We start from the raw sequence: 14895 nt of genomic DNA, 5'->3' as shown, positions 1-14895 counted from the left end.
TTATAAAATTTATTTTATCATTTTAACATAAAATTTTGCAATTCGCACATTATATTTTGAAATTTCAATTGTTTTATCAAAATTCTCTATAAATTTTTGTGAAATTTCAACTTTTTCACATTTGTTTATACCGTAAAATTTAAGCCTTAAATTTAATTCCTCATCGCCCGAATTTACGCAATTTACGTTTATATCTTGCAAGGATTTTGCCAAATCTTTTGCAACATCATATTTATAAATAAAATGTTTTTGCGGCTTTTGCGAAAAAAATATCATATATAATGATTGATTGAAAATTATAAGAGCAGAGCTGATAAGCAGTACCGATAAAGCCAAAATAGCAAAAAATTTGTGTGCTTTGCGAAATACAGGAAGCCGCACGCGATAAGAATTAAAAAACGCGCGAATAATCAAAGGTGTAGAAATAATGCAATATGGCAAAATCATTTCAAGAGCTGTTTTTTGACGAATAGATAGAAGAAGAGTCGCGCAGAATGTCGTAGTAGCTATAAAAAACAATAAATTTTTACTGTCTTTCAACCAAATTCTATAGATCGTATAGACAAAAAACAAAAATACTATAGGCGAAAAAGTCGCTGCAAAAACGCCTAAAGTATCCAAAAAATAGTCTTTCGGTTTTCCTTCAAATCCCAAATTATAAAAAGAAATCATAAACGCAAAAAGCCCTATTGAAACTATTGCCATAAAAGTTTTTTTATAGAAAAATGCATAAATAAAAAAGCAAAAATATAAAATAAAAAAGCTTTTATCTATAAATGCCGTTATAAAAAGTATTATATAAAATGGAATTTTTAAATTTTTTTCTTCAAAAAATATAAGTAAAAGTGTAAAAAATATAATGATTCCTGCCATATTTACCAAAATCGAACTGGCTAATGTTCCTGGTAAAATCATATAAAGCATTACACTGATAACGCGATCAAAACGGCGTTTTAGCAAATATTTACTCACTTTATAAAGTAAAATACAATTTATAAAATGCAAAATTATAAAAGGTGCTCTAACTGCATAATCATTTTGTCCAAAAAGTTTTGTAAAAGCCCTTGTTATAATGCCTACCAAAGAATCGCTTTCATAAAAAATTTCAGCCTCATAAAAACTGATGCTGAGATTACTGATCGCATATATCAGAAATAAAGCTTCAAAAGCGCACAAAATCGGTAAAACTATATATTCATTATGATAAAATTTCTCGTTTTTCATATTTTTTCAACTTATAAATACAAAATATAGCGCAAAACAGTACGACAGTTAATACACTCAAAAATAATCCCCAACCGCCGATTCCATAAAAAAATCCAGGCACAAATGTTCCAAGTGCGCCGCCTGCATAATAAAAACTTATATAAAGTCCATTGCAAATCGCCTTATGAGATAGCGCTCGTTTATTTATAAAGCCGTTTGCAACGGAATGTGCGATAAAACTGCCAAGGCAAAAAATAAGCATTCCAGTAAAAATTACGCCGTAATTTTCAATGCGTAAAATTTGAATCGAAACAGTAAAAATTATCGCGCCGACCATTATGGCTTTTATTTCGTTTCCAAAAAATTTGACAATTTTAGCCGCGTTAAATGAAACCAGAATTCCTATGATATATCCGAAATACATAAAACCGATTTTTGAGCCGCTAAAATTTCCGTCCAATCTTAAAAGTTCAAAAGGCATAATATTTAAAACGCCTTGAAACACAAAAAAGATGCAAAAAATGGCTAAATATGTATAAAAATTATGACGAATTTCAAAAATTTGTAAAATTGTCCTGAATTTCGGTTTTGAATATCCGGAAACCGCATCCCCTTTTATACGACAAAGCAAAAAAACAGCCAAAGCAAGCATAAGAGAAATAAAATAAAAAAATACTCTCCAGCCAAATAAATCGGAGCAAATTCCGCTTAAAAGTCTGCCAAAAAAACCGCCTAAAATAGTAATTCCTACATATGCACTGACTGCACTTGCGATTTTTTTCGAAGATGAGTTTTGCGAGATAAAACTGACAATTCCTGTCAGCGCCACAGGCACGATAAATCCCTGTAAAACACGAATACTAAGAAGCAAAGTATAACTTGAAGTGCTAGCAAATATAAACTCCAGCACCGAAAAAGCGCCAAAAGCGACAATAAGAGCCTTTTTAATCGTAATTTTTTCAAGTAAAAATCCGTAAAAAATTGATGCAAAAGCCAAAGGAATCAAAGTCGCCGTCATAAAAAGAGAAGCTTGAAATTTGCTGATTTGCAAAATTTCTTCAAAATGCGGTTGTAAAGGTTGCGTCGCATACATAACCGACATCGTAAGAACGACGCAGAAATACATTACAAAAAGCTCTTTTTTATCCATCATTCACACTCATAATTTTCCCAGAAAAAATTTATCCACTCATCCGTTTTATTAATTTTAAAATCAGGCTTAACCAGTGCACGAGATTTATAAAAAATAACCGCTGTTTTAAATGCAGTTTCAGGAAATTTCCGCTTTAAAATTTCAATAATCTCAGCTAAACTTTCGCCGCTATCTACGATATCATCAACAAGCAAAATTTTTCTGAATTTCGTTAAATCCGGAATATTAAAAACCTCAATGGTATCAAGTTTTTGATTTTCATTGTAATGGATGGAATTTATGCTGAAAATTGTGCGCAGATGGAGCGCGTTTGAAATCGCATGAGCGAAGCTAAGCCCGCCGCGCGCTATTCCAACGATAGCATCAGGCGAAAATTCATCTCTTATTTGCGTTGAAATTTTACGCACATCCTTATTAAACTCATCAAAACTATAAAATTTCATCAAAATGTCCTGATTTCATTATACATACTATCGCGCTCAACAGGAATAAATCCTGCATTTTTAATAAGCTCTATAAATTTATTTGCGCTGGTTCCGTTTGCACTTTTTGCTCCTGCACTGCTTTGAATGCTCTCTTTTTCAATTGTGCCGTCCATATCATCGCAACCGAATTCCTGAGCTGTAATTGCAAGCTTTAACGTAGTTGTCGGCCAATATGCTTTTATATGCGCGATATTATCCAAAAGCAGACGCGCTATCGCATAAGTTTTTAAAATTTCAACCGAACCGGGAGATTTTTCGATATGCAAAAAATTATTATAAATTTGATAAACACAAGGAATAAACGCATTAAAACCGCCCGTTTCATCCTGTAAATCACGCAAACGAAGCATATGATCGATTCTATGCTCTCTTTTTTCAATATGCCCGAAAAGCATATTTGCGTTACTTTTATGTCCCATTTTGTGCCAAATTTTGTGAATTTCAAACCACTCGTTTGATTTTACCTTTCCGTCACAGATTTTTTTTCGAATTTCTTCGTCAAAAATTTCAGCGCCTCCTCCAGGCATTGAATCGACGCCGTATTCTTCGATAAGTTTAAGAGTTTTTTCGTAAGTAAAGCCGAATTTTCTACTCAAAAAATCAACTTCTGCAGCCGTCATCGCTTTGATATGTAAAAACGGATATTTATCTTTTATCATTTTAAAAATTTCCAAATACCACTGCCAGCTTACATTAGGATTATGCGCCGATACGATGTGAATTTCCTTTACACCATGTTTTACGCTCTCATCTACGATGGACATTATCTCTTCGTGGCTCATAGTGTAAGCTTTTTCGTTTTTACGGTGCGCTGAAAATGCGCAAAACAGGCAAACATCACTACAAAGATTTGTAGGATTTATGTGGCGATTGACATTAAAAAAAACTTTTTTTCCGTGCATCTTTTCCCGTTTCGCATTTGCAAAAGTGCCTAGTTCAAACAGATCCATATCATACATTTTCACGCCATCGTTGAAATTCAGTCTATCACCGCTTTTTAACTTTTCTATCAAGCCCATCTTTAACCTTAAAATTTTAAAATATCTGCTATTATAATATTTTAGACTTAAATATAGGTTTTAAAATGGATTACAGCGAATTTAAAAGAGCTTTTAAAAGTGAAAATTTCGTAGAAAATTTAGAAGAATTTTGCGATGTGAAATATTTGCGAAATTTAGGAAATTTCAATGATTTTTTTGCAAATGCGGTATATTTTGATTTGTGCCAAAACAGCAAGGATTTGCTTAAAGTTTTGCTTATTTCAAAAGATGAAAACGAATTTATTAAATTTTGTAAAATTTTAGGAATTCGGAGCGAATTCGGTCTTAAAATTCTTAAAAACGAGAAAATTAGCTTTGAAAATAAAATTCAAATTAAAATTTTATATATTTACAAAACTGCACTTTTCCCACAAAATTATAAAAAAGAGCGCGAATTTTACGAAAATTTGATAAAAAATTTCGATTTATCAGTTTAAATTGCTATAATACAAAGTTAAAAAATATAAATTGAAATTACATGTGAAATTTTTTGAAATATAAAATAGTTAAAAAGGATAATAAATTTATGTGCGGAATCGTAGGCTATATAGGAAATAAAGAAAAAAAAGAGATTATATTAAATGGTTTAAAAGAGCTTGAATATCGTGGTTACGATAGCGCCGGAATCGCTGTAATGTGCGGCGAAGGCGGACGTGACATCCATTATTTTAAAGCAGTCGGTAAACTTGAAAATTTAAGAAATAAAACCAAAGACTTCACAAGCAGCGGTTTTGGCGTAGCCATAGGACACACCAGATGGGCGACGCACGGCAAACCTACTGAATTAAATGCTCATCCGCATCTTGGCGAATACAGTTTTGTTATACACAACGGAATCATCGAAAACTATGCAGAGATAAAAAAAGAGCTTGAAAATGACGGCGTAAAATTTCTTAGCCAAACAGATACCGAAGTAATCGTTCATCTATTTGAAAAAATAAATAAAAAAGAGAAAAATGCATTTAAAGCTTTTGGTGAAACCGTAAAAAAATTAAAAGGCTCTTTTGCAATTTTGCTTATCACAAAAGTTGCGCCTGAATGTATATTTTTCGCCAAAAACGCAGTTCCTTTGATAATCGGAAAAAATAGCGAAAATGAAGTGATTTTCAGCTCTTCTGACGCTCCTTTAATAGGAATAGCGCAAAATGTTACTTATCTTGACGACGGTGTTTACGGTGTGGCGAAGATGGGCGAAATCGAAATTTTTAACAACACAAAAAAAATTACACCTAATTTTATAGAACTCAAACAAGACCGAAGTTTCGCACAAAAAGAGGGATACCGCTTTTTTATGGAAAAAGAGATTTACGAGCAGTCACAAGTTATAAGCGAAACTTTAATGGGAAGAATAAGAGAAGACAAAATTTATTTTGAAGAGTTGAAAGACGCCGATTTCAGCGGTATAAACGAAATCATTTTATGTGCTTGCGGAACCAGCTATCACGCAGCTCTTACGGCAAGTTATATGCTTGAAAAAATTGCAGAAATTCGTGCAAAAGTTGAAATAGCAAGCGAATTCAGATACCGTAAACCTCTTATGAATAAAAATTCGCTTTTTATTGTAATAAGCCAAAGCGGCGAAACGGCAGATACTCTTGAAGCACTTAAAATCGCTAAAAAAGCTGGTGTAAAAACGCTTGCAATTTGTAATGTCGATAACAGTTCAATCGTTCGAACGGCAGATTTTACTATATTAACAAGAGCCGGAATTGAAAAAGGCGTAGCCTCTACAAAAGCTTTTGCAACGCAAGTTATGGTACTTTGGATGTTTTGCGTATATCTTGCAAATGAGCGCAAAGTTTTAAGTATGGAAGATAAAAACAGTGAAATTTTGGCAATGCGTAAAATTTCACAAATTTTAAACGTTGATCGAAAACTTCAAGATAAAATTTTTAGAATGTCAAAACACTATTTACACGGTCATGGCTTCTTTTTTATCGGACGGGACATTTTTTATCCTTTAGCGCTTGAGGGTGCTTTAAAACTGAAAGAAATAAGTTATCTTCACGCGGAAGGTTATCCAAGTGGCGAAATGAAACACGGTCCTATCGCGCTTGCCGATGAAAAACTTTTTACAATCGCACTTATGCCTAAAAACTCTCTTTATGATAAAACAAAAAGCAATGTAGAAGAGCTTGCGGCACGTGATAGTTATATTTTGGCAATTTCTCCGTTTGAGTTTGATTTAGCGGATGATTTTATAAAAACAAGAGATTTCAACCATCCTATGTGCGAATTTTTCGAGATGATGATAATTTTACAACTTTTAGCTTTAGAAATTTCAATCCGTCTTGGAAATGATGTGGATATGCCTAGAAATCTTGCAAAAAGTGTTACAGTGGAGTAAAAAATGGTTTTAACAGGGACAATAACAGCAGAAAATATAATTACATCAGGCGGAAAAGAGTATTTTTTCTCACCTCTTGATTTACTAAGTCCAAACGCTTCAATCGGCGATGAAGTCAGTTTTGAAATGGCGGGCGTAAAAGCGGTAGAGGTGCAAGTCACAAAAAGTAAAAACGAAAACCGGTTAAATAAATCAAAACAGCAAAATTTGAAAGCTGAATCTATCTCAAATGATAAAACTTCACAAATAAAAGAAAACAAAAAATCAAATTCATGGTTCAGCTTTGATATGCTTAAAACGGATAAACAAAAAGAGCAGGAAGCATACGAAGCCAAAAAAAAGGCTGAAGAAGAGGCGAAAAAAGCTGCCGAAGAAGAAGCACGAAAAAAAGCTGCACAAAAAGAGGCTGAAAGAAAGGCTGAAGAAGAACTTATAGCAGCTGCAAAACGGGCAGAATATGAATCAAAACACGCAAAAGATAATCTAGCTCGTTATTCTCTTAATTTCGGTAAAAACAAAAAAAGAAATGAAAATATTAAAAATCAGACTGGCGGTAGTGAAAAACAAAATTTTGAAAGTACTTCAAAAACAAAAATAGCCGAACTTTTTGCCCAAAAAAAAGCTCAAGAAGCAGATAAAAAAGAAACGGTTTCAACGCAAAACACGCAAAATTTGGAATCAAATAGAAATATAGCGCAAAATACATCAAATAATCAAAATTTTGCAGGCGCACAAAATTCCGGTTTTTCTCAAGATTTTAAAGCTGATACAGTCAAAAATACAAACGAACCGAAACATGAAATGTCGGACGTGGCTAAAAAATTTGAAGAAATGCGTAAAAAAATGCAGGCTAAAGCGGCTGAAAACGAAAAGTCGAAATATTCAGCATTTTCACATAATCCTAATGTCGCTTCAAACGAACAGATAAATCAGACAAAACCGAAATTTGACGCTAATGCATACTTTGCTAAAGCAAGAGAAAACTCAAAAAAATCATATCAATCTCAAAATGTTCCATCATCAAAAACAAACGGTATGAATAAACAAAATATGCCGCTTTTCGAGTTTGCCACAAATAGTGGTAAATCAAGTATAGAAACACAAATTTATGCAGGAAAAATTAGAAAAGCCGGAATTTTGGCTTATGCGTTACCGCTTATATTTTTTGGAATTTTCGGAATGCTTAAAATTTTCGCACCGCAAATTTTAAATCAAATAATTATATTTATTTTGAACTTGCCTTATGTAGATACAATAACTGCAAGCCCGCTTTATTCAGGACTTAGTTTGATTATTATAATAGGCGCTTTGGTCTATTTTTTACATATTTCACCGCTTTTAAAGGCATTTTATTTGGCTGCTACAGCTTCAAATCGCCCTACTCTTTTTAGAAATGCCAAACTATACGCCTGGTCATTATTTTTAATGATTTTATGTTTACTGTTTTTACTTTTTCCGCAAATTGGAACTTTTATTCCACTGAATGCAGATTTTTTTATGAAAGTCGCTTTAATTTTAATTTCAATATTTGGAATTTGCTGGCTTATTTTTGAAATTTTAATATATTTTACTCTATTTAAAATTTCAGGCGTCTGGCTATTTTTAGTTGCGGTTTTTGTACATATTGCCATCGCGATACTTAGTATATTTATAAGCATATCTCAGATTTTTTCACTTGCTTTTTATATACTGTTTATAATAGGTTTTGCACTTTTTAGAAAAATAAAATAATATTTAAAATCAGCGCAATTTATTAAAATAATTTAATAAATTTTTGTCTTATTTTTTATAAAAAATAGTGCTATTTAATAATAATTTAATATATTTACAAAATTTAAAAAATTCATTTTAAAGGTGATTTTATGAAAAATTTTCTGCAAGAGAGAGAAACAAAGGTCTTTTTATAATTTAATCTGTACTCAAAGCAATTCTTCCAAAAAAAACAATTAAAAGAGCGTAATATAAAAAATTTAAAATTTAATTATTTAGGCAATTCAATATTCAAAAAAAGTTTTATATCTATGAGTTTTATATTGGCACTTTTTAATAGTGCTGCTTTTGGATCAGAGAGTGAATTTAAAGTTATAAATCCACCATTTATGTTTCCTACATTTAATCATAATGCAGGAAATTTGTCGACCAAAGAAATAACTCTTGATAAAGTAAGCATAAAAGAAAATGTTGTCTATGCTGCAGGTGCAAATAGAAATAATGAAATAAAAGGCTATACTCTAAATGTAGAATTATCAGGTATTGCCACAAGTAACTATGTAGTAAATCTAATCGGTGGAATGTCTGAAAATAGTGATGCTTCATATAATAATATAAATATTACAAAAATGCCCAGTACAATAACAAGGGACATTCGTATATTTGGAGCAGATAGCTGGGAAGGAAATACAAATTTTAATAAAGTAAATATTGATTCTATTTCAACAAATATAAGTAAATTAACTATAGTAGGTGGAAGAACAATCAATGAAAACAAAGGAAATAGCTCAAATAATAGAATAAATATATCTTCATCAAAATTAATATCTGATAACAAAATTTTGGATTTTCAAATAATAGGTGGAACAGCACTAGGAAAAGCCCAAAACAATGAAGTAATAATAGATAAGTCAAACATAATCAACGCTACGATTATCTCCGGAGTAGCAGCATCAGACGAAGAACCTATAGTCACTGAAGAAAATATAGTAAAAATTACTTCATCAAATGTAAAAGGTACGATTATTGGCGGAGATTCATGGCTTTTTGGCTATGGTAATGATGCCAATAAAAATGAAGTAGAAATAATCTCATCAAAAATATCTAAACAAGATCATCCCTATATAGATTTTGCAATTGCCGGCGGAGCATCAACAAATAATGCAACTAATAATACCGTTTCAATAACTTCATCAAATATAGATGGTGATGTTTATGGTGGCTACTCAAATGAAAGCACTGCTATAAATAACACTGTAAATTTATTTCATAACTCAGCAAGAGATTTAGCTTTAGGTAAACACTTTTTTAGTTAAAGGTGTAATCCATGGTGGATTTTCAGATGGTGTTAATAAAGAAGCAATTTTAGGCAATACCTTAAATGTTACCGGTAAGGATCTGATAGCAGGAAATATTAAAAACTTTGATGAAGCAAATTTTAATCTTCCACAAGGTTTAAAAGCGGATGATATAGTGCTTCAATTAACAGAAGATGAAGATACAGTTTTAAACAGTGTAAAAGTAAATCCTTATGTAAAACAAGGAGAAAGTCAAGCTGTTATAAAAAATCTTAAACCAAAAGAAAAAATTTACATTATTAAAAAAGCTTCTATTGATGAAGATACTTTAGAAGAAAAACAAGCTATAGATAAAGACCTTGAAATAGAAAGTAAAGAGTTAACTAAAGTTACTAAATCAATTGTATCTGAAGTAGGAGCTAGTACAATTTATAATGTAGAGTTAAACAAAGATAAAAGTAATTTATATTTAGAAGTTGGAGAAATTGAATCAACAACTCCAACTCCAACACCAGAGCCTAGTAAGCCTATCACTCCTAAAGTTAACCCTAAGATAAATCATACATTAATACCGAATTCGGTAAGTTCTCATGTTGTAAATCAAATGAGTGATTTAATGAGTGATAATATATCAAACATAGCAATGCTTGATAATAACGTATCTGCAAATACCGATAATATCATAAGCTTTGGATATGTAAAAGGATATAAAAGTAATATCGGTAAAAGCGATACTGATGTAAATGGAGCAATTATAGATGTAGGTGTTGCAAGTAGAGCTGATAATGCATTAATGGGTGGATTTTTTGAATAATCTTATGCAGATTATGATGGAAGTATAAACTCTTATAAAAATGATGGTAAAATAAAAGCTTATGCAGTAGGAGCATTGGCAAGATTTGATTTAAGAAATAACTTCTTTATAGACTCTTATACAAAAATAGGTAAGTTAAATAACAAATATACCTTAAAAGGCTACGATAATCTAAATATTAATAAAGACTCTACATTTTACTCTCTTGGAGCATTTTTAGGACATGATTCTTACTTTGATAGATTTATGCTAACAAATAGACTTGGCTATGCTTATTCAAATGTTGATGGTTATGATTTAGACATAAATGGTGAAACTTTAAATATCAAAGATGTCTCATCAAAAAGAATTAAATTTGATAGTATAGCTTACTATAAGACAAATACAGATACAAATCTATATGCAAGAGCAAGACTTGTATATGAGCTTGATGGCAAAAGTAGTACCTATGCACCTAATATAAATAAAACTATAGAAAGTACAAATAAAGGCTTTAGTGGTGGAGGTGAACTTGGTGTTATTTATAGCATAAAACCTCTATCAAATATAAGCTTTGGTGTTGGAGCAATGGGCGGTAAGATAGATGAACTTAGTGCAAATCTTAGATTTGTATGGATGGTAAAAATTTGCACTCCACATTTACTTTTAAATGTTGTCTGTTTTTTGATTATATTTTAAACGTTTCTTACTTCAATGTTTAAAATTTTCAAACATTTCCCCTTAAAATTAAGGGGAAATGTTTATTTTAATTGTTTAAAATTTCAACTTTTTTCTTTTTTTGTTATTTTTTTAATTTAAATTAAAAAAATTATTTATCTTTTTTAAATTTTTAAAATTCTTAAATTTTAAACTGTAATAAAACGAAATGTGAAATTATCTTTTATTTACAAATACAGCGTCTAAAAACAAAAAATAAAAATTTATAATAATTCACAGGCGAATTCTTATAAATAAACCGAAATTCTATAAGCTTTACAAACTTTATTCAAGAGCGGATAAGTATCAAACAAACATTGGCAATTTAAAAACAGCATTTAATCATAAAAATCATTTTACAGTTTAAAATCATTAAAATTTCAAACTGTAAAATCGAAATTTAAATTTTAAAAAAGTTTAAAATTTCTTTTAGTTCAAAAACAAAATTCAGTTTGAAATTTTTTAAATTTAACACCTCAAATTTAAAGAAAATATCCGAAATACCTTATAAAAATTTAAATATTTTTTGCGACCATTCGTTTATCAAATCATCAAGCGAAACTCTAGCATTTGCGCTGCTTGTGGAATTTAGAAGCATTAGCCTTTTATCATTGTTTAAAACTTTTTTAGCAACTTCATAAGATTTTTTACCATTTGCAAAAATGGCTTTAATATCTGCTATTTCTAAAATTTCATCCAAATCATTTGCTCTGTAATTTTTAATTGAAGCGTCCGCTGATCCTTTTATATCGGCGCTTTTTACAGTATCATAAAGTGCGATTTTTTCACGTAGCAAAAAGTCGATTTTATATTTTATATGCACATTTATTTTTCCGTTTATTGCAAATTTCGCATAAATTTCGCTGTTTTTAGACTCTGTTTGTTTAAAATTTTGTTGTGCCGAAAATTCAGTACTTTGCAAATCCAAAATCATAATTTGCTCCAAATTTCGCGATCCCAGAAGTTTATCATCAAAAATTGCAGCCAAAGTTTTCCAAAATCTGTTATTTTTATGCCCGTAATAAAATCCGAATTTTATAGAAGCTATCGAAGGCATACTTCCAAGAATCAAAATTTTTGAGTTTTTATCAAAAATAGGCGCAAAGCCCCTTTTTATCATTATTTACCTTTTTTTTAATATTTCAAAATATTAAATTATAAAAATCAATTTATATTTTTTGAAGTGTTATTAAATTTTACTTATTTTTAATTTTTTCAATCCACTCATTTAGAGTTTTTTCAAAGCCTATTCCTTTACTTTCATAAAATTTTACAGGTTTGCTTGTATAATTTTGTTTGACCCAACCGCCAAAATCATGTGGATAAAGATAGTTTTCACGCTCTTTGGAAGTATTTATCAAATAGCTTGGAACAGCAAAATTTTCGTTATTTCTAACAAAATCAATCGCGCCGTTTATCGCTTTATAGCTTGAGTTTGATTTAGGCGAACTTGCCAAATAAACCACGCATTGAGCCAGAATAATTCCGGCTTCCGGCATACCTATTTTTGAAACAGCGAAAAGCGTGCTTGCAGCTATATTTAAAGCATGTGGATTTGCATTGCCGACGTCTTCTGCGGAAAGTATCATAAGCCTGCGCGCTATAAAATCAGGACTCTCTCCATTTTCAAGCATACGGGCCAAATAATAAATCGCAGCGTCTATATCACTTCCTCTGATACTTTTTATAAAAGCGCTGATTATTTGATAATGCGTATCATCGCTGTTTGCGCCTTCAGCAATACTATTTGCACGAAGAGTTTTTAATGTCTTTAAGCTTATATTTTCATCAATTAAAAGTGCAAAATCAAGCAAATTAAACATAGCTCTTGCATCGCCGCCGCTTGAAGAGATCAAATAATTTTTCGCCTCTTTATCGATGGTAAAATTTAAAGATTTCTGCACCTTTTCAAAAAGTTCGCACAAATCGGCATTTGTAAGCGCCTTGAACTCAAAAAACATACAGCGCGAGCGAATACCGCTTGTTAAAACAAATTGCGGATTTTCAGTGGTAGCGCCTATAATCACGGCTTTTTGATTTTCAAGTGGAATAAGCAAAATTTCTTGTTGGTTTTTACTTAAGCGATGAATTTCATCAATAAAAATCAGCGGCTTGTAAAGACTATTTTCATGCATATTTAAAATTTTACGAATATCTTCAACTTTCAAATTTGACGCATCAAGTTCATAAAATGTATAATTAAGCTCATTAGCCAGAACCTTGGCAAGAGTGGTTTTACCACTTCCGGCAGGTCCAAAAAAAATAGAGTTCGGTATTTTTTCCTTTTTTATAAATTCTCTAAAAATTGCTTTAATTTCGTGTTGTCCTGATATATCGTCAATTTTATCCGGTCTGTAATCTAAAGCTAAACTCATAAAATTTTCCTTTTTTAATATTTTTAGAGAAATTTAAATTATGTTTAAAAAATAATTTTTTATAAAATTTTCGCTTTTGCACTCAGTTCATAAATTTTAAATTCGTAAATATTTATTTTACTTAGCGCAGGAATTGCGGCAGTTGCGAAAAAATCCATATATTTTGGTGTATATTTTTCGCAAAGAAGTTTTAAAATTTCAATTTTTTTATTTTCGTTTTTTATTTTATATACTTTTGTTTTTGCTACTACACTTTTATATTCTGTTGTAAAAACTTCACCAGCAAGTCTTTTATAATCTTTTTTTATATCTTGAAGATAAGAAATATCGTGTTCAGGAACATGCGCATAACTAACACAAACAAAACTAACAGGAGTGTTATCTTTAAAAATTTCAGCTTTGCTTCCAAGTTTCGCACCGTGAACAAAGATACTTTTGCCTCTTCTAACGATTAAAATCGGAATTGTAAAAATTTCAGGTTCATTTCTGAAATCAAAACATGAAAGTACTGCAAATTGAGATTTATCTATAATTTCAAAAGCTTCAATATCAGTTAAATTTCTATCTTGTCGTCTCATTTTAACTCGCAAAATTTCAGCCCGTAAAGAGCTGAAATTTTATAATTTTTAATCCATTCTATTTCGTGTATAAGCAGGCTCTCTATCCATCTCATCATAATCATCGCTTGTAAAATCACTACCGCTTGCAGCTCTCATTTTTTTTATAAAATCTTTTCTGAAATCATGCGGCTCTTCTTTGCCTCCGTCATCTTTTTCGCCTGCTTTAGGAGGTTCAAAACCTGTAGCAATCAAAGTAACCTCTACGCGGTTATTTTCAATACTTTCATCCGTTGTAGTTCCAAATATAATATCCGCTTCATCGCTTGCAGCGGCTTGAACCATAGTCATAGCTTTGCTTATTTCCAAAAGAGAACATTTAGTGTTAATTCTAAAATGTACTAAAACACCCATTGCGCCGTCAATTGAAATATCATCCAAAAGAGGTGATTGAAGAGCATCTTTTAACGCTTCATTTACAGCTTCATCTCCTTCACTTACGCCTACACCCATTATAGCGATACCGCGATGTGACATTACTGTTTTTACATCTGCAAAATCTACATTTACGTCACTTTTACCTGAATTCATAATGACCGAAACCATACCGTTAACGGCTCTCATCAATACATTATCTACGAGTTTAAAGCAATCCTTTATTCCTGCTTCTTTCGGGTTAACCAGGCTTAAAAGTTTTTCATTAGGTATTACTATTATAGAATCACACTCTTTTTTAAGTTCTTCAATACCAGCTTTGGCTTGTTTCATACGTTTTAAGCCTTCAAAAGCGAAAGGAGTTGTTACAATGCCGATTGTTAGAGATTTATTTTCTTTAGCAGCTCGTGCTACAACAGGAGCCGCGCCGGTGCCTGTTCCACCACCAAAACCTGAACCGATAAACACAATATCCGCATAATCAAGTTGATTTTTAATTTCATCATAGCTTTCTTCAGCAGATTCTTTTCCAACTTCAGGCTTTCCGCCTGCTCCAAGACCTTTGACTTTTGTTTCGCCTAATTGAATTCTTGTTTTTGCTTCTGATTTATCAAGTGCTTGAGCATCAGTATTTGCAACGATAAGCTCTACTTTATCATAAACAAAACCTTCGCGAATCATATGGTTTATCATATTTCCGCCGCCGCCGCCTACACCGATTACTTTCATCTTAGCACCATAAACACTGCTATTTTCTTCCACGCTAAAACCTTTCATTT

The 14895-nt window shown here is 31.3% G+C and carries 14 protein-coding genes; 6 read left to right on the top strand and 8 right to left on the bottom strand.

Annotated elements, in window-relative coordinates; genetic code table 11:
- Positions 1 to 9 precede the first annotated feature (9 nt).
- From CHAB381_RS03930 to mqnE, 4 genes are read right to left on the bottom strand one after another with little or no spacing between them, the layout of a single operon-like run.
- A complete protein-coding gene (locus CHAB381_RS03930) occupies positions 10 to 1224 on the bottom strand; it encodes an ArnT family glycosyltransferase (RefSeq protein WP_012108688.1) in 1215 nt (404 codons plus the stop codon).
- Positions 1199 to 2359, bottom strand: a complete 1161-nt coding sequence (locus CHAB381_RS03925) for an MFS transporter (protein ID WP_223429420.1) — start codon at positions 2357 to 2359, stop codon at positions 1199 to 1201. The genes CHAB381_RS03930 and CHAB381_RS03925 overlap by 26 nt, the downstream gene beginning before the upstream one ends.
- A complete protein-coding gene (locus CHAB381_RS03920) occupies positions 2356 to 2802 on the bottom strand; it encodes a phosphoribosyltransferase (RefSeq protein ID WP_012108686.1) in 447 nt (148 codons plus the stop codon). Before CHAB381_RS03920 ends, CHAB381_RS03925 begins: the two co-directional genes overlap by 4 nt.
- On the bottom strand, positions 2802 to 3863 hold the full coding sequence (gene mqnE / locus CHAB381_RS03915; RefSeq protein ID WP_012108685.1) for an aminofutalosine synthase MqnE: 1062 nt from the start codon (positions 3861 to 3863) through the stop codon (positions 2802 to 2804). The genes CHAB381_RS03920 and mqnE overlap by 1 nt, the downstream gene beginning before the upstream one ends.
- Before the next feature lie 65 nt (positions 3864 to 3928).
- Between mqnE and CHAB381_RS03910 the strand changes: the two genes are divergently transcribed.
- The 6 genes from CHAB381_RS03910 (at position 3929) to CHAB381_RS08990 (ending at position 10731) form a co-directional block, all read left to right on the top strand.
- Positions 3929 to 4321 carry a hypothetical protein gene (locus CHAB381_RS03910; RefSeq protein ID WP_012108684.1) on the top strand — a complete coding sequence of 131 codons (393 nt, stop codon included), beginning with the start codon at positions 3929 to 3931 and terminating at the stop codon, positions 4319 to 4321.
- 89 nt (positions 4322 to 4410) lie between these two features.
- Complete coding sequence (gene glmS, locus CHAB381_RS03905) at positions 4411 to 6231, top strand: glutamine--fructose-6-phosphate transaminase (isomerizing) (RefSeq protein ID WP_012108683.1); 1821 nt, start codon at positions 4411 to 4413, stop codon at positions 6229 to 6231.
- Positions 6232 to 6234: 3 nt separating this feature from the next.
- Positions 6235 to 7962 carry a hypothetical protein gene (locus tag CHAB381_RS08880; RefSeq protein WP_012108682.1) on the top strand — a complete coding sequence of 576 codons (1728 nt, stop codon included), beginning with the start codon at positions 6235 to 6237 and terminating at the stop codon, positions 7960 to 7962.
- 302 nt (positions 7963 to 8264) lie between these two features.
- A complete protein-coding gene (locus CHAB381_RS09000; RefSeq protein ID WP_232215075.1) occupies positions 8265 to 9257 on the top strand; it encodes a hypothetical protein in 993 nt (330 codons plus the stop codon).
- 157 nt (positions 9258 to 9414) lie between these two features.
- The gene (locus CHAB381_RS08995) at positions 9415 to 10053 is read left to right on the top strand and encodes a hypothetical protein (RefSeq protein ID WP_012108681.1); all 639 of its coding nucleotides are present in this window, start codon (positions 9415 to 9417) and stop codon (positions 10051 to 10053) included.
- Between the two features lie 24 nt (positions 10054 to 10077).
- The gene (locus tag CHAB381_RS08990; RefSeq protein WP_223429431.1) at positions 10078 to 10731 is read left to right on the top strand and encodes an autotransporter outer membrane beta-barrel domain-containing protein; all 654 of its coding nucleotides are present in this window, start codon (positions 10078 to 10080) and stop codon (positions 10729 to 10731) included.
- Between the two features lie 523 nt (positions 10732 to 11254).
- Here the strand turns inward: CHAB381_RS08990 and CHAB381_RS08445 are convergent.
- The 4 genes from CHAB381_RS08445 to ftsZ all read right to left on the bottom strand — a co-directional run bounded on the left by CHAB381_RS08445 (position 11255) and on the right by ftsZ (position 14893).
- Complete coding sequence (locus CHAB381_RS08445; protein WP_012108680.1) at positions 11255 to 11869, bottom strand: uracil-DNA glycosylase family protein; 615 nt, start codon at positions 11867 to 11869, stop codon at positions 11255 to 11257.
- Positions 11870 to 11945: 76 nt separating this feature from the next.
- On the bottom strand, positions 11946 to 13124 hold the full coding sequence (locus CHAB381_RS03875) for a replication-associated recombination protein A (protein ID WP_012108679.1): 1179 nt from the start codon (positions 13122 to 13124) through the stop codon (positions 11946 to 11948).
- Positions 13125 to 13183: 59 nt separating this feature from the next.
- Positions 13184 to 13702, bottom strand: a complete 519-nt coding sequence (locus tag CHAB381_RS03870) for a pyridoxamine 5'-phosphate oxidase family protein (protein ID WP_012108678.1) — start codon at positions 13700 to 13702, stop codon at positions 13184 to 13186.
- A gap of 48 nt (positions 13703 to 13750) precedes the next feature.
- The gene (gene ftsZ / locus CHAB381_RS03865) at positions 13751 to 14893 is read right to left on the bottom strand and encodes a cell division protein FtsZ (RefSeq protein WP_012108677.1); all 1143 of its coding nucleotides are present in this window, start codon (positions 14891 to 14893) and stop codon (positions 13751 to 13753) included.
- Between the last annotated feature and the right edge of the window lie 2 nt (positions 14894 to 14895).

It is taken from the genome of Campylobacter hominis ATCC BAA-381, from assembly GCF_000017585.1.
Taxonomy (GTDB): Bacteria; Campylobacterota; Campylobacteria; order Campylobacterales; family Campylobacteraceae; genus Campylobacter_B; species Campylobacter_B hominis.
Note: the sequence above shows the minus strand (reverse complement) of the source record. Positions and strands in the feature narration are given on the sequence as shown.